At 40.4% G+C, this 23,885-nt stretch carries 17 protein-coding genes and 1 pseudogene; 13 read left to right on the top strand and 5 right to left on the bottom strand.

Features of this window, described 5'->3' with window-relative positions; translation table 11 throughout:
* Positions 1-73 precede the first annotated feature (73 nt).
* On the top strand, positions 74-1,498 hold the full coding sequence (locus FVA72_RS12080; protein ID WP_004264022.1) for a PLP-dependent aminotransferase family protein: 1,425 nt from the start codon (positions 74-76) through the stop codon (positions 1,496-1,498).
* A 95-nt stretch (positions 1,499-1,593) separates the two neighbouring features.
* Positions 1,594-2,160, top strand: coding sequence for a HutD/Ves family protein (locus FVA72_RS12075; protein WP_226616984.1), 567 nt, complete (start codon positions 1,594-1,596; stop codon positions 2,158-2,160).
* Here FVA72_RS12075 and FVA72_RS12070 read toward each other — a convergent pair.
* Positions 2,157-2,768, bottom strand: a complete 612-nt coding sequence (locus FVA72_RS12070; RefSeq protein ID WP_094962493.1) for a LysE family translocator — start codon at positions 2,766-2,768, stop codon at positions 2,157-2,159. The two genes, FVA72_RS12075 and FVA72_RS12070, sit on opposite strands and share 4 nt — an antisense overlap.
* A 155-nt stretch (positions 2,769-2,923) precedes the next feature.
* Here FVA72_RS12070 and FVA72_RS12065 point away from each other — a divergent pair, with 155 nt between their 5' ends.
* The 8 genes from FVA72_RS12065 (at position 2,924) to FVA72_RS12030 (ending at position 13,655) form a co-directional block, all read left to right on the top strand.
* Positions 2,924-3,403, top strand: coding sequence for an Lrp/AsnC family transcriptional regulator (locus FVA72_RS12065; RefSeq protein WP_004264035.1), 480 nt, complete (start codon positions 2,924-2,926; stop codon positions 3,401-3,403).
* A 658-nt stretch (positions 3,404-4,061) separates the two neighbouring features.
* A complete protein-coding gene (locus FVA72_RS12060; RefSeq protein WP_110591634.1) occupies positions 4,062-5,405 on the top strand; it encodes a radical SAM protein in 1,344 nt (447 codons plus the stop codon).
* 10 nt (positions 5,406-5,415) lie between these two features.
* Positions 5,416-6,105, top strand: coding sequence for a TorD/DmsD family molecular chaperone (locus tag FVA72_RS12055; RefSeq protein ID WP_137019032.1), 690 nt, complete (start codon positions 5,416-5,418; stop codon positions 6,103-6,105).
* Between the two features lie 29 nt (positions 6,106-6,134).
* A complete protein-coding gene (locus tag FVA72_RS12050; protein WP_110591636.1) occupies positions 6,135-8,717 on the top strand; it encodes a molybdopterin-dependent oxidoreductase in 2,583 nt (860 codons plus the stop codon).
* Positions 8,718-8,730: 13 nt separating this feature from the next.
* Positions 8,731-9,273, top strand: a complete 543-nt coding sequence (locus FVA72_RS12045; RefSeq protein ID WP_004264054.1) for a DMSO/selenate family reductase complex B subunit — start codon at positions 8,731-8,733, stop codon at positions 9,271-9,273.
* Between the two features lie 11 nt (positions 9,274-9,284).
* Positions 9,285-10,139 (top strand): dimethyl sulfoxide reductase anchor subunit family protein, encoded by an 855-nt coding sequence (locus FVA72_RS12040; protein WP_110591637.1) that lies wholly within the window; start codon positions 9,285-9,287, stop codon positions 10,137-10,139.
* 228 nt (positions 10,140-10,367) lie between these two features.
* Positions 10,368-12,491 (top strand): TonB-dependent receptor family protein, encoded by a 2,124-nt coding sequence (locus FVA72_RS12035; protein ID WP_110591638.1) that lies wholly within the window; start codon positions 10,368-10,370, stop codon positions 12,489-12,491.
* A gap of 21 nt (positions 12,492-12,512) precedes the next feature.
* A complete protein-coding gene (locus tag FVA72_RS12030) occupies positions 12,513-13,655 on the top strand; it encodes an ABC transporter substrate-binding protein (RefSeq protein WP_175427143.1) in 1,143 nt (380 codons plus the stop codon).
* A gap of 75 nt (positions 13,656-13,730) precedes the next feature.
* Here FVA72_RS12030 and FVA72_RS12025 read toward each other — a convergent pair whose 3' ends face one another.
* The 3 genes from FVA72_RS12025 to FVA72_RS12015 are packed head-to-tail and all read right to left on the bottom strand — an operon-like array spanning position 13,731 to position 17,719.
* The gene (locus FVA72_RS12025; RefSeq protein ID WP_175427119.1) at positions 13,731-15,551 is read right to left on the bottom strand and encodes a CocE/NonD family hydrolase; all 1,821 of its coding nucleotides are present in this window, start codon (positions 15,549-15,551) and stop codon (positions 13,731-13,733) included.
* Between the two features lie 4 nt (positions 15,552-15,555).
* Positions 15,556-16,971, bottom strand: coding sequence for a YfcC family protein (locus tag FVA72_RS12020; RefSeq protein WP_165119727.1), 1,416 nt, complete (start codon positions 16,969-16,971; stop codon positions 15,556-15,558).
* A 25-nt stretch (positions 16,972-16,996) separates the two neighbouring features.
* Positions 16,997-17,719: an IclR family transcriptional regulator gene (locus tag FVA72_RS12015; RefSeq protein WP_004264067.1), complete on the bottom strand. Its 723-nt coding sequence runs from the start codon at positions 17,717-17,719 to the stop codon at positions 16,997-16,999.
* A 465-nt stretch (positions 17,720-18,184) separates the two neighbouring features.
* On the opposite strand from FVA72_RS12015, the gene FVA72_RS12010 reads away from it, so the two are divergent.
* Positions 18,185-19,165 carry a Gfo/Idh/MocA family protein gene (locus tag FVA72_RS12010; protein ID WP_110591640.1) on the top strand — a complete coding sequence of 327 codons (981 nt, stop codon included), beginning with the start codon at positions 18,185-18,187 and terminating at the stop codon, positions 19,163-19,165.
* A 38-nt stretch (positions 19,166-19,203) separates the two neighbouring features.
* On the opposite strand, the gene FVA72_RS12005 is transcribed toward FVA72_RS12010, so the two are convergent.
* The gene (locus FVA72_RS12005; protein WP_110592584.1) at positions 19,204-20,853 is read right to left on the bottom strand and encodes an alpha-keto acid decarboxylase family protein; all 1,650 of its coding nucleotides are present in this window, start codon (positions 20,851-20,853) and stop codon (positions 19,204-19,206) included.
* Positions 20,854-20,977: 124 nt separating this feature from the next.
* Here FVA72_RS12005 and FVA72_RS12000 point away from each other — a divergent pair.
* Positions 20,978-21,868 (top strand): annotated as a pseudogene (locus FVA72_RS12000) (LysR family transcriptional regulator).
* Positions 21,869-22,134: 266 nt separating this feature from the next.
* A complete protein-coding gene (locus FVA72_RS11995) occupies positions 22,135-23,748 on the top strand; it encodes a GMC family oxidoreductase (RefSeq protein ID WP_110591642.1) in 1,614 nt (537 codons plus the stop codon).
* Positions 23,749-23,885: the final 137 nt, after the last annotated feature.

Genomic DNA, 23,885 nt, shown 5'->3' with positions numbered 1-23,885 from the left:
TAAGTAGAACATGAGACGATAAACTATAATAGTAACAATTATTTGGATATTAACTATAACAGTTGAGGCGGCTATGACGAGATACGAACAATTAGCAGCGCAAATTCGTCAGCAAATTGAAGACAATATCTGGCAAGTGGGCGACAGATTACCTTCATTGAGGGAAAGTGTTAAACAGTCTGGTTTAAGTTTAATGACTGTTGTGCAAGCATATCAGTTACTTGAAAGCCAAGGATGGGTCGTTGCTCGGCCGCAATCAGGGTATTACGTGGCAAACCGCAATAACGCATTTGCTGCCGCAAAAGGAGGAAAAGGGCTACATTTGAATGAAAATGTAGAGATTAATGCCTCTATTTTTGGTGTCCTACAAGCTTGTAAGGACCCGAATATTATCCCATTTGGCTCTGCATTTCCAGAACCCGCCTTATTGGATGATCCAAAACTCGCGAAGTCTCTTGCGTCTGTTGCTAGGCGCTTATCGAAATTTAATACCCCGGCTAATTTGCCTCCTGGTAATGAACAACTGCGTCGTAACATTGCTCAGCGTTATGCAACCCAAGGGATCCATGTCGCTCCGGATGAAATCGTGATTACAGCAGGGGCAATGGAATCTTTAGTCTTGAGTTTACAATCGGTGACTCAGCCCGGGGATTGGGTCGTTATCGAATCTCCTGCATTCTATGGTTCACTTCAGGCAATTGAGCGGTTAAAACTTAAGGCCATTGCCATTAAAACAGACCCGTTATTTGGTATTGATCTTGACGCATTAGAGGATATTGCGAGCAAATATCCAATTAAAGCCTGTTGGCTAATGACGCATTATCAAAATCCATTAGGCGGAACGATGCCGCAAACAAACAAAAGACGTCTGGTCGATATCCTTAATAAGCATCAAATTACTTTAATTGAGGACGATGTTTATGGGGAACTTTATTTTGGTAGCAAACAGCCAATACCCGCAAAGGCACTTGATACTAAAGGTAATTTCTTTCATTGTTCTTCATTTTCGAAATGTTTAGCACCGGGGTATCGTGTGGGTTGGGTGGCTGCAGGCCAACACGCGACAAAAATTCAACATTTACAAATGATGAGTACCGTTTCTGCCAGCGTTCCCACGCAATTAGCTATTGCGGAGTACTTATCATTAGGGGGATATGACAGCCACCTTCGTAAACTGCGTTTAACGATGGAACAGCGTCAGCACCAAATGTTGAGTGCAATAGCAAAATACATGCCTCAGTCAGTAAAAGTTAATACACCAAAAGGTGGGTATTTTTTATGGCTAGAGTTTGAACCGCCGTTTAATGCAATTCGGTTGTATCAACTCGCACTAAAAGAAGGGATCAGTATCGCGCCGGGGAGCATGTTTTCCACAAGTGACCAGTTTAACCATGCATTTCGTCTTAATGCATCGTTTACATGGAATGAGAGGGTGGAGGAAGCAATGAAAACTTTAGGTCGTTTATGTCACTTTTTAATCAATGAGAGGCGTGATTAGTCACATTATCGTCGTTAATTCATTGCCCTGAAAGATTAACTTTGCCAATCTAGGTATAAATCTAAATGTGTTAGCAGCAACAGACGGGAGGTAATGTGAAAATAAAATGTTTTGACATAATGGAATTACCTATCCTTGATTGGAATGATGGTGCGGGGGCCAGCCAAGAAGTGTTTTGCTGGCCGGTTGCATCGGACTATTCATTACGCGCAAGCATTGCAACCATTAACCAAGATAGCTATTTAAAGCGCTATGCAGAAGGGGAAAGGCTGGTGGTATTGTTGAATGACCAGCCGCTTCTTTTAACCGATACCAAAGCGTTTGAGCATCGCCTAGAGCGCGCAGGTGATCACGCCCAATTTTCAGCTCAGCAATTTTGCGCGGTAAAAGTCTCAGAGCCATCAGTTAAGTTAATGAATTTTATTTTTCGAGATGATAGGTGGGTGGCTATAAACTATTTCATCACTGAAGATTGTAGATTACCCGCCAACCAAGCGGGGTTAGTCTACGTGCTCAATGGCGAATGGGAAATTTCAGGGGCAAATTGCCATCATATGGCGCAAGGACAAGGAGCGTGGTGGTTACCTGATATCGGTGAAGGAGATATAAAACCACTTAGCACCGATAGCAAGTTAATCTGGATTGAGTTATTACCCCGCTAACTGGTTGCTAAACCGATAGCGGCTAGCGTTAGCATTCCACCTGCAACACCTTCGGTTATACGACGTTTTTTATCATTATAAGCTTGTTTATTATGCATGGATGCAAATAATGCACCTATTACGCCGTAGATCAAGACACACGAAAGTATAAAAGTGGCTGAAAGTATCAAGGATTGGACAGCGACACTTTCTGTTAGCTTAATGAAATTCGGTAAAATAGCAAAATACACCAGTAACCCTTTGGGGTTAAGAAAGCTAGTTAAAAATGCTTTACCCACGACCGCCTTTGTTGACACAGTTTGAATTCTTAAGTCTCCGGCTTTCATTGCAGATAACACCATGCGAATAGCAAGGTAAGTGACATAAGCGACCCCAACCCATTTAATGGTGTGGAAAATCATGGGTGAAGCTGCAACAATCGCCGCTAAACCAAGTGCAGCCAGAATCGCATGTGCCACATAACCCAATATAATACCCAAATTCGCTTTCAAGGCCGCTGAGGTTCCTCCTGATAATCCTTGTGCGGAAATAAATAGAATGTCTGGGCCTGGTGTGCAGACTAAAGGGATCACGGTTGCGCTAAATAAGAGTAAGTTCTGTAACTCCATTTCAATTCCTCATTATTGTTCATTGTTATTTTCACGCAACTGGCCAGTAGCGATAAAATTATAGCGATAATCCAATGATATTGGATTTTTTTATTGCTTTAAAACAAACAAAAATTGGTATTTAATATCATTAATTAATATAAAATTGAGGTGGAATGCCAATGAAGGAAAGTAGACTAAAACTGGATGCCATTGATAGGCATATCTTACAAGTATTACAAAGAGATGGAAAAATTCAGAATATTGAATTAGCTAAAGAAGTGGGGCTTTCCCCGTCACCTTGCCTACGTCGCGTGAAATTACTTGAAGAGGCTGGGGTTATCAAACGTTATGTAGCGGTGTTGGATGGCAGTAAAATTGGAGCGGGCCTTTCTTTATTTGCTCGTATTTGGTTTAAAACACAGGATGCTAAAACCATCAACCAATTCGTTGAAGACATTAAACAGATGCCTGAAGTCGTCGAATGCCATCTAATGGCTGGGGAATGTGATGCACTGATCCGTATTGTGACGGAAGACTTAGCTTCATATCGTCGTTTCCATGCGGATCATTTAACACAAATTAGTAGTATTCAAAGTATTAAGACGGAGGTACCAATGGAAACGGTTAAAGTTACTTATGCTTTACCACTTTGATGATAATAGCTAATAGAACGATAGTGACAAATTGAAAATGCTTAACGATTAATTTTAATTATATAAATTAAATATGATAAAAAGGATAAATAGTCACTATGCTTTATTTGTTGGGGAGATTTATTTTTATAAGATAAAAATAAATAATAATACAAAAATGAATAGATGAACATTTTTTGAATTTTAATTTTACAAATTGAAATATTATTATGATTATTTTAATGTTAACAGGTTAGTTTTATTTTATTTTTAAGTGTTGTCTAATTGGCTATTTAGTTTTTATATAGCGACTTATTTGATGAGATTATTCTCATATAATGAGAACGTTGCTGAGTAATAATTTGGCTATGCTGGCAGTATCAGCTAATTGGTTGATATATAAATAATGAAAGGAAAGTTTTTTTGATCTTGCGCAACATCATATAATACCGCTAACTTATACTGCCATTAATACTAAATCAAAATAAAATAATGCGAATATTTCTTATTTAAAAAATATTTTCAATTTAATCGGTAATGATGTGAGTCTTTATAAGCATTTTTCTAATTGTCACAGGTATTGTCATACCCGTCTATTAATTGATTATTTGCGATCTGAGTCCAATTGAAAATTCAACGAATAATAGGAACTATTTGCTCATAAATTGAAGGTAAATTTATGATCTATCCTATTACAGATAGAACAATCTCTACAGTAAATAACCAAAAGTTTAAGCGTTATGCTATTCGCTATTTGGATATTGAACAGCAAACACAGCAGGCAATTATCGAATATGGACTTAATTTTGAAGACCCTTTTGCACAGCAACATGAGATTGAACAACTCAAACTAGATATAAAAAGTAAAGGCGCAATTTTTGCGAATAATGGAAAGAGTATACATTGTAATTGGTTATCAAGTGCTTGTGTACAATGCCGTACAGGGGAAGGGAGCCACACGACATTTTTGTCCTTAAAATGCCACCGCGATTGTTACTTTTGCTTTAACCCAAATCAAGAAAATTATCAGGAATTTCAAGAGGAAATGCGTGATGCTATTGGTGAAGTTGATGCGATAGCAGAACAAGGCTATCCACTTACCCATATCGCATTAACAGGAGGGGAACCTTTACTTTTTCGCCAAGAAAGCATTGCGTTTTTCCAAGCAGTCCAACAGAAATTACCTTTAGCTCATAGCCGTTTATATACAGCAGGTGATCCATTAGACCGTAATACGGCATTAGCTCTAGCTAAAGCTGGTCTACAAGAAATCCGCTTTAGTATCAAAATTGATGATCCTAAAGAACGAATTACTAAAGTTTTACATCGCATTACTTTAGCTCGCGAAATTTTTCCAACTGTAATGGTGGAAATGCCCGTGATCCCCGGTACAGAACCGCAGATGTATCAATTACTTACTCAGCTTGATGATATTGGTATTGATGGTATCAATTTATTAGAGTTTTGCTTTCCACTAACAAATAGCGAGGCTTATCAAACTCGCGGGTTCATGCTTAAAAACCCACCTTATGAGGTGTATTACAACTATTGGTATGCAGGTGGATTAGCTGTCGCACAGAGTGAACTAGCCTGCCTCCGTGTTCTTAAATTTGCACTAGAAAATCAGTTATCTATTGGAGTGCACTACTGCTCTTTAGAAAATAAGCATACTGGGCAAGTGTACCAAAGCAATGCTTTTTTTGAACACAACGAACAAATAATAGGAAAGCATTATATTTTTTCCTCTCGGGATTATTTTTTTAAAAGCGCCAAAGTTTTTGGTGACGATTGTGAAAAAGTGGCGGTTTTATTGAAAAACGCAGGCGTTTCTTATCATCAAGAATTGTTGCATGGATTTTTGCAGTTTAATCCTGAAGCAATTTGCTTATTAACCCCGCTAGCCAAACTACCTATTGCATTGACTTCCCACATTATTGAGCCCGATGAACAGGGCAATCCTTTAATTAAAGAAGTGCGAGTTGAACTCACCACACCCACTGAATTTTTATTGACTGACCTGTAGGGAAACATTTATGACCAATGATGACCAAATTTTAGATTTTCTTTATGCGCGTCAATTTGCTTATGACGTATTACGGCGCTTGTTTATGGAAGAACCGACGCCAGAATTATTAAGTTATTTAAGTGATTCAGGGTTGTTGTTATTCCCCTGTGATGAAGCATTACCTGCAATGAAAAATGCGATAAATGAGATGCATAAAGACTTAAACAATAGGCGGATACAAGCCAATAACGAAGATTTCGAAAATTTGCATTGGGATTTTACTCGCTTATTTATTGGCCCAGAAGCCCCGCCGGCAGCGCCATGGGAATCAACGTATGTTTCTCGTGACAAATTGTTATTTCAAGAAAGTACCTTAGCAGTGAAGTCTTTTTATGAACAGTATGGCGTTCACTTGCCAGAAGGTGATATGGAAGCCGCTGACCATATTGGTTATGAGTTAGATTTTATGTGGCATTTAAGTCTGCGTATTACTGAAGTTATTGATAGCGAAACTGAAAATGTTGATTGGACTAAAGTAAACGCATTATTGCTCGGGTCTGTGACATTCCTGAATACCCATTTATTGGCTTTTATTACGCCATTTTGCCACTCAATGCATAACCATGCAGAAACCGTATTTTATCGTCAATTAAGTTCATTACTTGAACTTTTTTTACGCAATGATATTAAAAAAATCAATGAATTAGTCAATTTATAATAATAAAACAAAATGAAGAGGTAAGAGCAATGTCAGAAAGACAGAAAATAGCCTTAAGTCGCCGTTCATTTATAGCTTGGACATCAGCGGCATCAGTAATGGCTACGTTACCGCTGAGTAAGCAATTATATGCGGCAACACCAGAGGAAGAAAAAGCGGTTGCACAAGCTACTGATGCAGTGACTCAAGGGAAATGGAAACCCGTAGCCTGTTGGCATAACTGTGGTGGCCGCTGTGTTAATAAAGCATTGGTGGTCGATGGTGTCGTTGTTAGACAAAAAACAGATGATGTGGTTGCAGATTCTCCTGATTTCCCACAACAGCGAGGTTGTTTACGTGGTCGTTCACAACGTAAACAAGTTTTTGGGGCGGATCGTCTGAAATACCCCATGAAGCGTAAAGGCTGGGCCCCGGGTGGTGGGGACAAAAGCTTACGAGGACGGGACCAATGGGTGCGCATCAGTTGGGATGAAGCATTAGATATTGTGGCATCAGAGTCGAAACGTATTAAAGAAAAATATGGTAACGAGTCTATTTGGATCACGGGTGGTAACGGTGTTGATATCCAAAACGTTTACGCCAAAGCGGGGGGTTTTGTTGGGGATTGGGGAACAACCTCGTGGGGAGCATGGTTTGAAACACCAGCCCATTTAGGATTACTTGAAGGATTTTATACCTTTGGTACCAATGACCGTTTTGATATGCGTAACTCCCAGTTGATCGTGATGTGGGGGGCAAACCCAGCGTGGAGTAGCCCGGGTAGCCCAACCTATAATTATTATCAGGCAAAAAAAGCTGGGGCTCGCTTCATTAGCATTGACCCAAGTTATACGACGACGGCAGAGTTAATGGATGCAGATTGGTACCCCATCAATCCGGGTACTGACCATGCATTAGCACTGGGTATTATGTACGCACTATTAGAAATGGATAGCCCTGACAGTCCGTTGATTGACTGGGATTTTTTACGCCGTTGCACAGTTGGTTTTGATGAAAGTAATATGCCCGCAGGTGCAGACCCGAAAGGGAACTTCAAAGATTATCTATTAGGCACCTATACGGGAGAGCCAAAAACACCTGAGTGGGCCTCTAATATTTGTGGGCTGTCAGTGAGTGATATTCGCACTTTGGCACGTGAAATCGGTGGCACTAACCGAGTCGCATTGCTTACAGGTTGGGCACCTGCTCGAATTCATAATGGTGAAGGGTGGGTGCAAGCATTCTCAACCTTAGGCTTTATGACTGGCCATATGGGAAGGCCTGGCCGGATGACAGGGGTTAGTTGCCATTTCGCTGCTGGAAATAATGGCACGCGGCTCGTTATGGCGGGAGCAAGTGGGCTACCTTCAGTACCAAATCCAGTCAGTTTAAAAATCAATCACAATGAGCTTAACCGTGCATTATTAGAGAAAAAATTCCGCCAACGTGGTGTGGGAGATGTCGATGCAAATATCCAAATGATCATTCATCCATTCAATGCCACGTTACAAACACGAGCCAATATTTCGCAAAGCGTTGAGGCCTACCGTAAAGATGTGGAATTGGTTGTGACCGCAGCGTATGTTCCGCATACTTGCGCCAAATATTCGGATATTGTCTTACCGGTGACGACTGAGTGGGAGCGTGAAGGAACCATATTAAATCCAAGTAACCGTGAAGTTATGATATCTGCAGTGAATGTAACGCCACCACTTTATGAAGCGAGAAGTGACCAATGGATCGCCAAAGAAATAGGTAAGCGTCTAGGTATTAATGTCGATGAAGTTTTTCCTGTTTCGGAAAAACAACAATTTTTCAATAAACTCAATGGCGCAACAATCATTGGTGAAGATGGTAAGACAACAGAACCATTAATCACAATCACTCAAGCGGACATTGATGAATGGCAAGTAACAGGCAAGCCACAACAGGGGCGAATTACCCTCAATGAATTTCTTACTGTTGGGAAATACCAAGTAAAACGGACTGCTGGTGATAACTATGGCTATATTGCCTATGAAGATTTCATTCGCGACCCACAGGCTAATCCACGACCAACACCAAGTGGCAAATTTGAAATTTACTGCCAAACATTAGTCGAAAAAGCCGATGAGTGTGGCTGGACTAAATTACCACCAATTCCTGAGTATATTCCGTCTGCAAGTGGTTACGAGGCTAGCTTTAGCGATTTCTCGAAGAAGGAGAAAGGGGATTACCCATTCCAAATCTATAATCCACACTATTTACGCCGCTCTCACAGCACGCTTGATAATGTGCCTTGGTTACGTGAGCAGTGGCCAAGCCCAATTTATATCAATGCGTCTGATGCGAAACGTTTAGGTATTAAACACGGTGAAACTGTGTTGGTCACGAGCCCACAAGGGAAGATTGTTCGTCCTGCATTGGTGACACAAACGATGAAGCCGGGCGTGGTCGCATTACCCCATGGCAGTTGGACCAATGTTGACGAAAAAACAGGGATAGATATGGCGGGGGCCGACAATACGCTAACCATTCAAGTCCCTACAGGGCTTGGTACATCAGGGTGGAACACGATGCTATGTAATATCGAAAAATGGCATGGTGACCAGTTAGTTCCAGATGCAGCAATTCCACAGCGTATTATATTTTAGGGGGCAATAAGAAATGGATAAACAAGTCGGATTTTATATTAATGTTGCCACTTGCATTGGTTGTAAGACCTGTGTTGTTGCATGTAAAGACAAAAATGACCTTGAAGTCGGGCGCAACTTTCGCCGTGTGTATGATATTGAAGTGGGGGAGTATCCACGTCCTCGGACTTGGCACTTGTCTATTGCCTGTAACCATTGTGATGATCCGCAATGTGTAAGTCATTGTCCTACCACCGCAATGCACAAACGAGAGGAAGATGGCGTTGTCTTAGTCGACCATGATAAATGTGTGGGTTGCCGCTATTGTACGTGGGCTTGTCCATATGAAGCACCTCAGTTTGATGCCAGTATTGGAATGATGACTAAGTGCGACACTTGTCTTGATCTCCGTGAAAAAGGAGGAAATCCAATGTGTGTTGATTCTTGCCCTATGCGTGCGATTGAGTTCGGTCTAATTAGCGAATTACGTAAAAAATATGGCTCGAATGCAGATATTGCCGGGCTACCTAGCTCAAGTATTACCAAACCGAACCTAGTTGTCGGTACAAAAGGATAAGGAGAATTATCATGCATGAATTTCCGTTGGTGATTTTCACCTTATTTATGCAAGCTTCTGTGGGGTGCTTGTTAGTTTCATTAGTATGCTATTTTCGTGTGCTTGAAGGCGGAAATAACCTACAAAGCGTCCAGTTTATTAAACTGCCTGTTCTAGCTAGTTTTGTTCTGGGCTGTGTTGGGTTATTGGGTTCATTATTTCATATGGGTAACCCGCTACACATGTTTTATACCATGTTGCATGTATCGACCTCATGGATGAGTCGCGAAGTGTGGGCGACTGCAATTTATATGGCGCTATTATTTTTCAGTGTCGCGCTGCTATTGCTGAAACAAAAAGCGAACGCGCTGCTACTGTTGCTTAGTGCGTTAGCAGGTATTATCTATATGTACGCAATGTCAGCATTGTATGCTAACACCTTGTTTAATCTCTGGAATGGCTTATTTACCTACGCCAGTTTCTTTGGGGCGGTATTACTGGTTGGTGGCGTGATAGCGGCATTATTACTGGTAGGTTCTTTACGTCGCAATGATAAAGAAGAGCAATTAAAGCGAGTGGTTAAAATTACACTTGGTATTGGTGTTATTGGGATCTTACTTATGCTGCTGGGCGCATTATCTCTACTCGGAAATATCGGGGAGCCTATTTATATGGGAATGACGCCGCGTGAACTACCTGAGGGTTTAGTGAACTTAAGCATTGTTAGAGTCATACTTATTGCATTAGGAGTCTTGTTTGTTGGCCGTTTACTGTGCCAAAAAAATGGGCGCAATGTGAATGCAACATTCGTTATGTCACTGGCAACACTCTGTATTTTTGTCGGAGAAGGGGTTGGCCGAGTGGTATTTTTCTCACTGGGTGGTTAATGCCTTTAGAGGCAAAATGATATTTACCTCTAATTATATCATGTTTACCAATAATGTTAACCGAGGGGAAGCTCCCTCGGTTTTTTAGCTTTATTCACTCTCAATAACCCTTTATATAATAAGGAATTAAAACAGAATAATTTCAAAATAAATAGTAAATTAAGTTGATTGTTTGTAATGATTATAATTATCATTATCTCTCTTAATCTCCTTTATTGCTTATTCCTTATGAATTTAAAAACTAGCAAGCTACTCATATCATTAGCTATTTCAGCGGCATTAGCGCCTTATCATGTATTTGCTGTTGATAATCCAAAAAATGATCAGATTACAGTTACAGGCAATTGGCTTGAAAATACTGAAGATGGTGAGGTGGTATTTAATCACCCAGGTGCGCGAACAGTAAAAAACCAACAACAAATCAAAGAATCAGGCAGTGAAACGATTGCTGATGCATTGAAAGGGATACCCGGTGTGCAGGTACGAGAAAGTAACGGGACAGGTGGGAGCGATGTTTCCTTGAATGTTGGGGTTCGTGGGTTAACCTCACGCCTTTCACCTCGCTCAACGATTTTACTCGATGGTATGCCACTAGCGGCAGCGCCTTATGGCCAACCTCAGCTGTCGATGTCGCCATTATCACTAGGGAGTATTGAATTTATTGATGTGATCCGCGGAGGAGCTTCCGTACGTTATGGGCCACAAAATGTGGGTGGCGTCATTAACTTTGTGACAAAACCTATCCCGAAAGACTTTTCTGGTGGTGTTTCGTTACAAACCCAAGGGGCTAAAACAGGAGGGCTCAAAACCCTAGTCGATGCGTCCGTGGGGGGCTCAAAAGCCGATGACTCAGCAGGAGCGATACTGCTGTATTCAGGGTTACATGGGCAGGGCTACCGTAAAAGCAATGATAATACAGATATTGATGACCTGATTTTAAAAACACGTTATGCCATAACCGATAACGACGAGTTACTGGCTAATTTTCATTATTATCATGCAATGTCAGGTATGCCAGGTGGGCTAACTCAAGCGCAATATAACGCTGACCCATTCCAATCAACACGGCCTTATGACCGTTTTGAAGGAAATCGACAAGACATGTCATTGAAATATAAACATGAAGAAGATGATAAACAATTTGAGTTAATGACATGGTTTAGTAAAAGTTATCGGGGGAGTTATATAGAAAGTGACCATAAAGATAAAGCGAATGAAAGACGGTTAGTTTCTTACCCTCGTCACTATACCGCGTATGCAATTGAACCGAGTTATTCACAATTATTCCGTTTTAATGATATTTCACATGAAGTGACGGTGGGATACCGTTATTTAAATGAAACCGCAGACGAAAAAGCTTACCGTTCAAATTGGTACCAAGCCGGCACTCAAAGTTCGCGGCCGAGTACTAATGATTATTACCAACACACATCGGGTGGAACAGAAGCCCATGCTATTTACCTTGATGACACCATTGATGTTGGTAATTGGACGGTGATCCCAGGGATCCGCTATGAGAACATTAATATTCATTTAAATGACAGTTTTAAAAACCAAAACAGAAGTAAGCGATATAGCGAACCGCTTCCTGCGCTGGCGGTGATCTATCACATTGATGATGAATGGAAACTATTTGCCAATGCCAGTACGTCATTTGGCAGTTTGCAGTATTTTCAGTTGAATACGAAAGGGGTAGGGAATTCACCCGCAAATGGGTTAAGTGCAGAAAAAGCACATAACTATGAAGTGGGGACTAAATACGATAATACTGCGCTATCTCTTGAAGCGACATTATTTTATATCGATTTCGATGACCAATTACTTTACGTTGAAAATACAACGGGTTGGACAAATTTGGGAGCCACAACTCATCAAGGTGTGGAATTGGCAGCAAGATATAACCTGTCTGAGCTGAGTGATAAATTGGATGGTATAAGTGTGTATAGTACTTATACCTACACTAAAGCGGTAAGTAAAAAAGGGGATTTCGCTCATAAGGATTTACCGTTTTATTCACGGCAAGTCTTTACCGCAGGTAGCCGTTATGAAACTGGTAATTGGGTATGGAACTTAAATACTTATGCACAATCTACCCAAGAATCGCCAGGAACATCAAGCCATTATGTAACAAAACCAAGTGCTGATGGCCGATACGGAACAATCCCCGGTTATATGGTGTGGGACGCACGAGGCGAGTACCATTTTGGAAAAAGTTTGTCTGATTTAACGCTATCTGCTGGTATTAAAAATCTTTTTGATCAAACTTATTTTACACGTTCTACGGATAACAATTATGGTATCTATGTGGGGCAGCCAAGAACTTACTATGTTCAAGCATCCGTAAAATTTTAATAAAAATAAGGCAGAACAATGATGATGAGAAAACTTATCAATGCATTCGTGCTGATTCTTAGTGCTGTTAGCCTACTATTTCCAACTAATAGTTTGGCGGCACCTATCACTGTGACGGATATTGCGGGTAGGGATGTGACGGTTAATGCCCCTGTATCTCGAGTGATGCTGGCGGACAGCCGTGTTTTAGTTGCGTTAAATATATTACATCCGCAAGACCCATTAAAAGGGATTATTGCTTGGGATGATGCGTTAATTAAAAAAGCGCCTGATTTGAGTATTGCGTACAGCAAAAAATTTCCACAACTCAGTCAAATACCTGTTTTTCCCAACCCTTATACGACAGATTTTAGTGTTGAAAAGGCTTTAGTAGCTCAACCTGATTTGTTAATTTTTGATATTGGCTTAAAAAGTAAGCTTGCTGAAAGTGGCACCTTATCGTTATTGGAAAAAAGTGGTTTACCCGTTATTTTTATCGACTTTAGGCAATATCCATTAAAAAATACCATGCCGAGTATGGCATTACTTGGCCAAGTATTCGGTGAAGAACAACAAGCGCAAGCATTTAATCAGTTTTATCAACAAAAGTTAGACTTAATCCGTTCAAGAGTGGCTAAACTTAGCAAAGAGCAGCGTCCAAGCGTATTCATTGAACGAGCAGCTGGTATCCAAGGGGAAGATTATTGCTGTAAAACGTTCGGTAATGGTAATTTTGGCGAATTTGTTGAAACGGCAGGCGGGAATAACCTTGGTTCACAATGGTTTAGTATTGGAATGGGTGGGGAAATCAGTGAAGAACAATTGATTCACAGCAACCCTGATTATTATTTAATGACCGCAGCTGATTGGGATAGTACCCGTAAAGGTAGTGCTTCTGTGCCGTTAGGTTATACGGGGGATAAACAAAAGTCTTTAGCCCGCTTGAGTAAGCTAATGGATCGCCCTAAGTTTCGTTCATTATCTGCTTACAAAAACAAGCAAGTATTAGCGTTATACCAGCAATACTACGATACGCCATTTAACATTATTGCGGTGGAAGCGATTGCAAAATTTATCCACCCAGAGTTGTTTGCAGACCTTGATCCGCAAGCAGATAGCGATTACTTACACAAAACTTTCACTGCCCTAGAGGGGGATGGTGTGTTTTGGGTTCAAGCGGAATAATTATCTTCTCATATAGCCCGCTTTAGTGGTGTTGGCAGTTAAAGCGGGCAAATTTATTGGTTAATTATATTATTTTTAAGTTTCGTTGAGCACGGGCAAAATGATTTTTGACGGGTATTCGCTAGAAATATGTAGGCTATTACAAGCTATTTTCCAGGTTCTATCACCCGCGATAGTTTTACCTGTATTTGTATTGAAGTCATATTTAGGGAAATTGCTACTAGAAATATCTAATCGTATACGATGTCCTTTTGCGAAACGGTTTGCACAGGCAAACGGCTTAATTTTTACTTCGACAATTTCATTTGGGGTTAATAATTCCTTCCGTTCATAACCATGCCGAAAACGGCAACGTATGATGCCATCAGTAATATTCATGGCATAGCCTTGAGGGTAATCGGCACTGGGAGGGTAAACATCAATAAGTTTTGCGGTGAAATCTGTATCTAATGCATCACTGCTTATCCAAAGCGACACTTCAATTTCACCTGCTAAACAGACATCTGCTTGTAATTCCTCGGTTTCGAAAACTAATACATCACAACGGGCAGAAAGGGGTAAGTTATTTTGTTTACTACCAAAAAACTGGGGTAATTCACATTGATTGAAAGCCCCACCCCAAAATATAGGCTGACCTGAGGTTAAGGCACCGCCAATGGTAGGCACTGGATTCTTAGGGTCATAACAATAGGATATTGTGGTTGTTTTAGTGTAGGGCTGATGATGTAATTTGTTATCTGGCCACAGATAATACGCAGTTTTCTCAGTATTTGGCAAAGGCCACTGATGGTGGCTAAGCCATTTTCCCCCATGCTCTATACGTCCTTGTTGGTTGCGTTTACCACTTCCACCACCCATCATGAATATTGTTACTTCGTCACGATGGTTTTTGGCGCTCTTATCCTTTAAGTGAGTTTCAAACCAATTTAAACGGCAAGATAACCAACTTTCACTAACATTGTGGTCAAATGCTGCGATATCACCAAACTCTGCATCACCACTATGCGTGATATTACGGTCACCATGTAGCCAAGGCCCCATGATTAATTTTTGCGGTGATTGTTTTTTGGTAACAAATGCATAGTAGTTATCTAATGTTGAACTGACATAGGCATCGTACCAACTAGACATAAATAACACTGGGATATCCGGTATTTGGTCATAATAGCCTTCGGCATAAATGCCTATTTTCTGCCAATAATCGGAAAAACACTCTTCTTCCCATTGTTCAAATAAATACGATTCATATTCAGGAACATGTTTAAGTAATGTTTGTCCTTGATGCCATGGCATTGTCGTAAACCACTCATGGATATTTTCTTGTTCGAGTGCGGCTAAAATTTCGGGAGATTGCTGGGCGAGTGGGCTTAGTTTAGCTTGCTTAAACGCCCAAGTGGCTTGTTTGAGTTCAAAAGCCCCCCCTTGACGGATCCCGCATTGGTAGGCGTTGGCAAAACCGCCAGAATCCAGCACCATCGTCTGTAAACCTGGTGGATTTAAACACGCCATTGCTAATTGTGTATGAGCGGCATAAGAGAGACCCATTGAGCCTATTTTGCCATTACACCAGGGTTGTTCCATAATCCATTGTAATGTATCAAAACCATCTTCAGCTTCATTAATATATTTTGTGAACTTTCCTTCGGACTCATAACGTCCACGGCAATCCTGATACACGACAATAAAACCATGTTTATTGAAGTATTTCGCCATTTCTTGGCGTGTTATTTGCTGGCCTGATACCGTTTTTTCCGAACGAGAAGGTGCGGTTTTATCATAGGGGGTTCGCTCTATAATAACGGGAAAAGATGCAGTTGATTGAGTTTGTGGAAAGTAAATATCGGTTGATAGCATTATTCCATCACGCATTTCTATTCGGTAATTCTTCATATCCATCTTACTAATACCCTATGGTAACGGCGATGCTCAGTAAACCAATGCTGATTGCCATAAAAATGATAAAAAGCGGTAAAATGTATTTTGCCCAGGTGGTCCAACTGACACCGGCTGTAGCTAAAAAGATCAATAACCCACTAGATGTTGGTGTGATCATATTGGTTAGCCCATTACCCATTAAAAATGCAAAAACCGTTGTTTGAGGGGAAACACCAGAAATCTCACCAACGGGGCCTAAAATTGGCATTGTGACAGCGGCTTGCCCAGAAGTAGATGGAATAGCAATGTCTAATAATAGTTGGGAAATAAACATGCTATATGATGAAACATAAGGACCGTGATTACCGACAAGCCCAACTAATTGATGAATAATGGTATCAAGAATTTTACCTTGAGAAAGAATAATTTCGACAGCAGTCGCTAACCCAATTAACACCCCTGCGATGAGGACTTTTTTCATTCCACTGACAAATGCATTAGCGGCGGCACTTGCGGTCAAACCACTACAACAAGTTAAAATGACACTTAAGAATAAATAGTAAGCAGATAAATCATTATTTTTCCAATGCCAGCGATTAGAGGCATAGACTAAAAATGCAACACCGATAGCTAAGACAATTAACATAAGTTTATGGCGATGGGTTAATTGTGTGGTTTGATTATGTTCTTCAACCACATAGTTTGTGAGTGTCGTTTTACGAATGCTATAGAAAACGAATAAAATACCGAGTGTAATAAAAATAAAGTACGCCGCAATTCGCATACTTAAACCACTAAACACGGGTAAACCAACAAGCGGTTGTGCGATAGAAAGTGCATATGGGTTGGTGATGGAGGCGAGGTATCCTACCTTAACCGCAATAGCTACAATGGCAAGCCCAATAAGTTCATTCAACCCAACGCGTTTCACTAAGGCTATAACCATGGGAATAACCAAAAGATACTCTTTGGCCAACCCCATAAAGGTACTTCCCATGGAAAATACAATCATTAAGAAAGGGATTAACAAGTAGATATTGCCTCGGGTAACATGGAGCAATCGCTCTAGTCCTGATTCTATTGCCCCTGTTTTATTGAGAATACCAAACATTCCTCCGATGAATAGCACCATATATATAAGTGGCGATTGCTTAACAATTCCTTCGGGGATCGCTTTAAATAGTTGAGGCAAACTGACAGGAGCGGCAGTACCTTCCTCCGATTTCTCAGTGCCTAATAATTGCTCTAACGTAATGTCTTTAGTGATAGTTTGGTAAGAGTCAGGAATGACTTTTTTGCCATCACGCTCATATTGGCCTGAATTAACAAAATAAGTCATTAAAAAGGCAATGATAACTATAGTTAACATTACTAAAACCGGGTTCATTTGCCAGTCTGGTGGTGAAGATGGGCTTTGTATTGTGCTGTTTGTTGGTTGCATGGTGTTGTCTCTTTTATTGTATTAATTATGAGTCGTAACCGAGCTGCCTCGATATACGTAAAGCAGACAGAAGCAGTTGCTCAGTCATATCTTGTTCTTTTTCATCAGAAAAACGGCTTAGAGGTAAGCTAATACTCAGCGAAGCAATGCATTCCCCATGTTGTGAAAAGATAGGTGCGGCGATCGCACCAATACCTGCGGTTAATTCACCCCGGGTAATTGCAAAACCTTGTGAGCGTATGGTTACAATAGATTTTTCAATAGAGGGGTTCTTTTCAATAAAATGTGCTTGAACATCTTTAGGTGAGTAAGCCAATAGCACTCTGCCTGAAGCCCCAGATCCTAACGGTCGGCGATTACCAGCTTCACTGCGCACTTGAAGTGATTGTCCTGATGGCTTATGAAGAACTTGTAAAATTTCATCGTTGTCACGTATACGCATTTGAATATTTTCATCAAAACGTTGACGTAGTTGCTCTGCTTCAACTTCTGCGACTTGGATATAGTTAATTTGTTGGCGAGCGCAATTCCCCAAGCTTAATAATTGATGGCCTAAATGATAAGTAACCGGATTTTCGTTTTTTTGTACGAAATGGCGATTTTCCAGTGTGCATAATAAGCGGTATACCTTGGATTTATTCATGCCAGATAAGCGTGCAAGTTCACTTAACCCAAGATTGTTTTTTTCACCTAATAGCATCAATAACAATAAAGCATCATCAACGGCAGTGACAATATTCTCTTTCATCTTAACCTCGATTGGTTTATACAGTAAACCATTGGTTTATTTAATAAAATTAGCATGGAGAATAATAAAAAATGATTCAAGAGAGTTGTTAATAAATTGTGAGGTGAGTTAGGGTTTTAAAAAGGTATTTTTCAGTGATAAAAATGAAAGTGAAGTATTTTTAATATAAAACAATTGGTTATAGGAAATCTAAAATAAGAAAATTTTGATGACAACGCGAATAGAAATGATTGTAAATGGGAAGCTAATCGTCATTTATGGCGGTTATTTGGTTCACCTAGTGAAATTGATTCGTACACCAGCAATAAATAAAAGAACCTTCAGCGGAAAAATGCGTCATTTTTATTGAATTTTTAAGGGAAAAATTCGGAAATGGCAGAGGTTATCAAAAAAGCATCGAAGGCATTTCTTAAATAATGAGCCTTATGGCAGAATGAAATTCACTTTCTTTAATGGATAACAGAGATGAAACTCGCGCTAGTTGGTTCTGGAAAAATAATCATGTCGGCTCTTGATGCCTTAATACAGGTGCAGGGGATAGAGCTAGTTGCACTGTGTATTCGGGCGGAAAGTATTGAAAAGGGGCAGGTTATTTGCCAACAATTTGGTATAGCAAAGTTGTATACTGATTATCAAGAACTCCTGCAAGACCCTGATGTTGAGGTGATATACATAGGTTTGCCAAATCATTTGCACTTTCAGTATACCTTTGATGCATTGATGGCCGACAAACATGTGGTATGCGAAAAACCGTTTACACCAAATTGGCAACAATTGCAGGTGTTAATTTCCATTTCACAGACTAGAGGGCTTTTTTTGTTTGAAGCCATTACGTCTATTCATACTCCTGAATTTCATTTTATCAAACAACATATTGATAAAATTGGTGAAATTAAAGTAATTCACGGTAATTACTCCCAATATTCAAGTCGATACAATGACTATTTACAAGGCCGTATTCATGCCGCTTTTGACCCACAGCAAGCAGGCGGTGCACTCTATGATATTAATCTATATAACATTTATTTGTTATCGGCCTTGATGGGAGCACCCGATAGTAGCCATTATATTTGTAATAAAGGGTTTAATGGAATTGATACATCAGGGATATTAACCGCCCATTTTGGGCGTTCAGTTGCATCGTGCGTGGGAGCGAAAGATTCGGCGAGCCCTGGTTACTTTATTATTCAAGGTACCAAAGGGTATATTTGTATCAAGGGGGCTCCAAGTCTTTGCCAGTCAGTCGAGGTTTGCATTGACGGGGAAATATCCAGCGTATCTCGGGATACAACAATCAATCATATGGTCTATGAGTTTGCATTCTTTCGTGAGCAAATTGGCACTAAAAGCCATGCTAAATGTAATGAATTGCTTGAATTAGCATTAATTGTTTCAAAAATATTGCATCAATCACGGGACGATGTAGGGCTGGTATTTGAATCATAAAGACATTGGCAGCGCTATGGCTGCCATAATTTGTCAATTTAAAATGAATATAAAGATGCTACTGATTTACCAAGCTTTTCAGCAAGCTCAGATGCCGCATATCTATCCATGATCACTTCGATATAGGCCGCATGGTTCGATAGCTCGGCTTGTTTAATCGCATTGTCTAATTCAATACAGTTGGTAACACGCTGACAATACCAATCTGTACAGCCTAATGCGGCAGGAAGCTGTGCATAATTCCATTGGGGTAAGTCGTTGTAATAGGCTTCAGGGTTTTTACACAAAAGCCGCTCAATTAAATAGCCGTCATTATTTAGGACAAAAATAATGGGTTTTAAGCCAAAACGGGCAAACTGGCTAATCTCTTGGGCAGTGAGTTGGTGAGAACCTTCTCCAGTTACTAAAATCACCCGTTTGTGTGGCTCAGCTATTGCTGCACCAAATGCAGCAGGAGTGGCCCAACCGATAGAGCCCCACAAGGTTTGGTTATGAAACTGTGCATTTTCAGGTAATAAAGCAAAACCTAACCCCATGGATGCAGTTCCCGTTTCTGCAATAATAATATCGTCCTTACGGAACATTTTTTCTAGGCGAGGGTACAAATATGAGGCAGTAATTTGGCCATTTTCACCTTGTTGTGGAGATCCTAAACCTTGGGCTTTGATCCCAACATGGTTCAGTGAGGGCACAAGTTCTTTTAATTTATGTAACACATCTTTCATCAATACATTTGGATAGATAGCAGAGCCCACTTTCACGTGGTCAGAAAGAATGTTAATACAGCTTTCAGGGGCAATAGCTGCCGTGAAGCTGCCGGAGTTGAAGTCCGTTAATACTGCACCGATCCCCATAACACAGTCACAACTCTCGACAAATTCTCTCACTTCAGGATTCATTAGTTTTCCGTTATAAATCCCCATATATCGAGAGTTAGATTCGCTTAAGACCCCTTTATCCATAAACATAGTGGCATAGGGTAGGCCAGTTTTCTGAATAATAGCCTCAACATCAGTCGTTAAGCCGAAACGTGCTGTTAAAATTCCAGGAATAATGCAGGCTTTTGTACTCGATGTGAGCTTTTCGACAATAGCTGTAACGGCAGCTGATAATGACTCGCTATGACTTTTATTTATAGTGATAGTTTCAGATGTTTTATCTGCTTTAATTGGCATAACAGCGTAGTCAGAAGGGAAACCTAAATAAACGGGTCGAGATTTTTGTAAAGCGCTTGTAATTAAGCGCTCTGTCTCGGCAATACAGTTTTCAGGCGTTAAAATAGCGTGAGCACAGCTTAAGTGTTGGCTCATTTGATAAAATACATCGAAATCACCATTTCCTAGAGTGTGGTGAACTAAACGGTGGTTTTTTTGAACCCCACTTGCTGGCATACCAACAAGGTGAAAAATGGGAAGATGTTCGGCATAAGCGCCTGCAATACCATTTAAAGCACTAAGTTCGCCGACACCAAAAGTCGTCGATAATGCTGCTGCACCTTTCACGCGGGCGTAGCCATCTGCAGCATATGAAGCATTAAGTTCATTGCAGTTGCCAATCCAGCGCATATTTTCACTTTCACATACTGCATCTTCAATAGGGAATGCGTAGTCACCAGCAACACCAAAAATATCGTGAATACCGATTTGGTAAAGTCTGTCCAATACGTATTCGATAACCGTCTTATTCATCATGCTGATCTCCATTAATTGCTTAGCTAATAATTCTAAATTGAATTATTTTTATCGTTTATTGTGCTTTAAAGGAAATCACTTAAACTCATTCTATCTATAACTAAAAATCATAGGGGGTGGAATGGACATTCGTTCATTACGTTATTTTGTTGAAGTCGTACAGCTCAATGGTTTTAGTCGTGCGGCAGAAAGTTTATTTGTAACGTAACCGGCGATTAGCCGCAGTATTAAAAAATTAGAAGATGAGCTTGGTTATACCTTGCTGATTAGGGAAGTCGATGGCGTTAAATTAACGGAGGAAGGGGACATTTTATTGGCTCATGCAAAGCAAATTCTTTCACAGTTTAGCAGTATGAAAAAAGCGTTACAGGAAAGGTCGGGCCCTATATCCGGGGTACTACCTGTGGGGCTACCACCGGTGATAGCATCGACTTATTTTGCTGATATTATTATGGCTTTTAGCCAACGTTACCCACAGGTGGAACTGAAAATTCTTGAGTTAGGTACCCGAAAAATGCGTGAGGCAATGTTAAATGGTGAAGTTGAAACTGCCGCGGTGATGTTACCTTTTGCTGATGACCGCTTTGAAGTACACCCCTTTTCAACGGACCGATTAATGCTATTAGTCAGCAAACAACATCCACTCGCGATCCGTGAATTTGTTAAATTTAGTGAAATAGTCGATGAGCCTTTTATTTTCTTTTCTGATGATTTTCTAATTAATGAACTGGTTGTCAGTGCTTGCGGTGTTTATGGCAAAAAGCCCACTATTTCCGGACGCAGTAGCCATTTAGATTTGGTAACTGCCATGGTAAGAGCCGGGGTAACGCTACTGCCAGATAGTATGTGGCAGAATACCAGTTCAGTGGGATTATCCGTTATTCCAGTTATTGAGCCAATATTGGCTTACGATATTGCTTTAGCGACAGTAAAAAACCACCACCAAAGCCGTCGTGCCAAAGCATGGCATGATTTGGCGTTAACTATATTAAAGGCCAATAGGGCAAGATGAGGCAGTTAGTCCTGTATTGCTAAGTCTTGCATTAAACCGCCCAAAAATATTCATTTATTAATGAATATTGCTAAGGTTTAAATATTTATCTTAATTAAAAATTTTCTTTAATAAACAGAATCTATTGAGATTATAAAATAATTACATAAGAAATTATTTTTGATTTAAATCACATATGCGGAATATTGTTCATACATTAATGAATTAAAGGCGCTATTGTTAAGCAAATGAAAATAAATTGTTTATTTTATTTGGCGGGGTGACAAATGAGCGCAGTAAAATATGATTATATTATTGTAGGTGCGGGTTCTGCCGGTTGTGTTCTTGCTGCTCGGTTGATCCAAGAAACGCAATCTAGAGTATTACTTATCGAAGCGGGCGATAGCGATAACCATTTGTTTATTCGTATGCCTGCAGGTGTAGCGAAAATTATCGCCCAAAAAAGCTGGCCTTATGAAACTGAGCCAGAGCCTCATGCTAATAACCGTAAAATGCAAATTGCCCAAGGGAAAGTATTGGGGGGAAGTAGTTCTGTCAATGGAATGATTTATATCCGAGGACAGAAACAAGATTATGATAATTGGGCTCTAAACTATGGTTGTGAAGGTTGGGGATATGCGGATGTATTGCCATGGTTTAAAAAAGCAGAGAACAATGAAAGCCTGACAGGGGAATATCATGGAACAGAAGGCCCACTTCCTGTCAGTGAAAATAGATATCGGCACCCATTATCAATGGCATTTATTCGTGCAGCACAAGAGCATGGTCTTCCTTATCTCAATGATCTTAATGGAGAAAGCCAGCAAGGAACAAGCTTTTACCAGACGACAACGCATAATGGAGAAAGAGCCAGCACATCAAGAACCTATTTAAAATCAGTGGAAAAGAATGATAAGTTGACATTAAAGCTTGGCACTCAAGTGAACCGTATTATAATTCGCGATGGCCGCGCGATTGGTGTTGCTTATCAAGGGAAAAATGGCCATGAAGTTGAGGCATTCGCTAGTTGCGAAGTATTGGTTTGTTCTGGTGCGATGGGCTCTGCAAAATTATTGATGCTGTCAGGGATCGGGCCAGAGGAGCACCTATCTTCGTTGGGGATTGATACTCATGTGAATCTGCCTGTTGGCCAAAATTTTCATGACCACCTACATATGTCAATTAACGTCACGACTAAGCAACCAATTAGCTTATTCGGCGCAGACCAAGGTCTAAATGCGATTAAACACGGGGTAGAGTGGATAGCATTTCGCAGTGGACTGCTCACCTCTAACGTTTTAGAAGGCGCTGCATTTAAAGACAGTTGCAGCCAAGGTCGTCCTGATGTACAAATTCATTTTTTACCTATTTTAGATAGTTGGGATGATGTTCCTGGAGAACCTCTACCCGCCGCCCACGGCTTTTCTTTAAAGGTCGGGTACCTGCAACCTAAGTCCCGTGGTGAAGTTTTATTGCGCAGCGCAGACCCACAAGCACCACTAAAGATACATGCTAATTATCTTGCGTCACCTGAAGATATGGAAGGTTGCAAACGGGCAGTTAAATTTGGACTGGAAGTATTGGATTGCCCTTCATTACAAGTATTAAGCAAAGAAGTTCTAATGCCGCCAGCGTCGGTGCGCAATGATGAAGCTCAACTTGAAGAGTTTGTCCGAAATTTTTGTAAAACGGTTTACCATCCTGTGGGAACTTGCCGTATGGGAACGGATACTACAACATCAGTGACTGACTTGCGGTTACGTGTACATGGTATTGAAAACTTACGTGTCGTGGACTGTTCTGTGATGCCTGAAATTCCAAGTGGAAACACAAATGCCCCAACGATCATGATTGCAGAACGCGCAGCAGCGATGATTATAGAAGATAGGAACGCAAATTAGCCTTGCGATAAGGTAATAATAGAAAAACAGCATAAAATCAAGGCAACCACCCAAACTTTATGCTGTTTCAATAATCTTACGGTACTTAGAACGATCTAACATTAAGTTGTGGTGTTATATATTAAACCGTTATTTTG

Source organism: Providencia sp. PROV061, from assembly GCF_011045655.1.
GTDB lineage: Bacteria > Pseudomonadota > Gammaproteobacteria > Enterobacterales > Enterobacteriaceae > Providencia > Providencia hangzhouensis.
The sequence above is the reverse complement of the archived record's forward strand: the minus strand, read 5'-3'. Positions and strand labels throughout refer to the sequence as shown.

Bases quoted from the DNA above. Each gene is read 5' to 3' on its own strand.
- FVA72_RS12030 (WP_175427143.1), top strand. From the start codon at position 12,513: ATGATGAGAAAACTTATCAATGCATTCGTGCTGATTCTTAGTGCTGTT.
- FVA72_RS12055 (WP_137019032.1), top strand. From the start codon at position 5,416: ATGACCAATGATGACCAAATTTTAGATTTTCTTTATGCGCGTCAATTT.
- FVA72_RS12070 (WP_094962493.1), bottom strand. From the start codon at position 2,768: ATGGAGTTACAGAACTTACTCTTATTTAGCGCAACCGTGATCCCTTTA.
- FVA72_RS12040 (WP_110591637.1), top strand. From the start codon at position 9,285: ATGCATGAATTTCCGTTGGTGATTTTCACCTTATTTATGCAAGCTTCT.
- FVA72_RS12015 (WP_004264067.1), bottom strand. From the start codon at position 17,719: ATGAAAGAGAATATTGTCACTGCCGTTGATGATGCTTTATTGTTATTG.
- FVA72_RS12005 (WP_110592584.1), bottom strand. From the start codon at position 20,853: ATGAATAAGACGGTTATCGAATACGTATTGGACAGACTTTACCAAATC.
- FVA72_RS11995 (WP_110591642.1), top strand. From the start codon at position 22,135: ATGAGCGCAGTAAAATATGATTATATTATTGTAGGTGCGGGTTCTGCC.
- FVA72_RS12025 (WP_175427119.1), bottom strand. From the start codon at position 15,551: ATGGATATGAAGAATTACCGAATAGAAATGCGTGATGGAATAATGCTA.
- FVA72_RS12050 (WP_110591636.1), top strand. From the start codon at position 6,135: ATGTCAGAAAGACAGAAAATAGCCTTAAGTCGCCGTTCATTTATAGCT.
- FVA72_RS12065 (WP_004264035.1), top strand. From the start codon at position 2,924: ATGCCAATGAAGGAAAGTAGACTAAAACTGGATGCCATTGATAGGCAT.
- FVA72_RS12060 (WP_110591634.1), top strand. From the start codon at position 4,062: ATGATCTATCCTATTACAGATAGAACAATCTCTACAGTAAATAACCAA.
- FVA72_RS12080 (WP_004264022.1), top strand. From the start codon at position 74: ATGACGAGATACGAACAATTAGCAGCGCAAATTCGTCAGCAAATTGAA.
- FVA72_RS12020 (WP_165119727.1), bottom strand. From the start codon at position 16,971: ATGCAACCAACAAACAGCACAATACAAAGCCCATCTTCACCACCAGAC.
- FVA72_RS12010 (WP_110591640.1), top strand. From the start codon at position 18,185: ATGAAACTCGCGCTAGTTGGTTCTGGAAAAATAATCATGTCGGCTCTT.
- FVA72_RS12045 (WP_004264054.1), top strand. From the start codon at position 8,731: ATGGATAAACAAGTCGGATTTTATATTAATGTTGCCACTTGCATTGGT.
- FVA72_RS12035 (WP_110591638.1), top strand. From the start codon at position 10,368: ATGAATTTAAAAACTAGCAAGCTACTCATATCATTAGCTATTTCAGCG.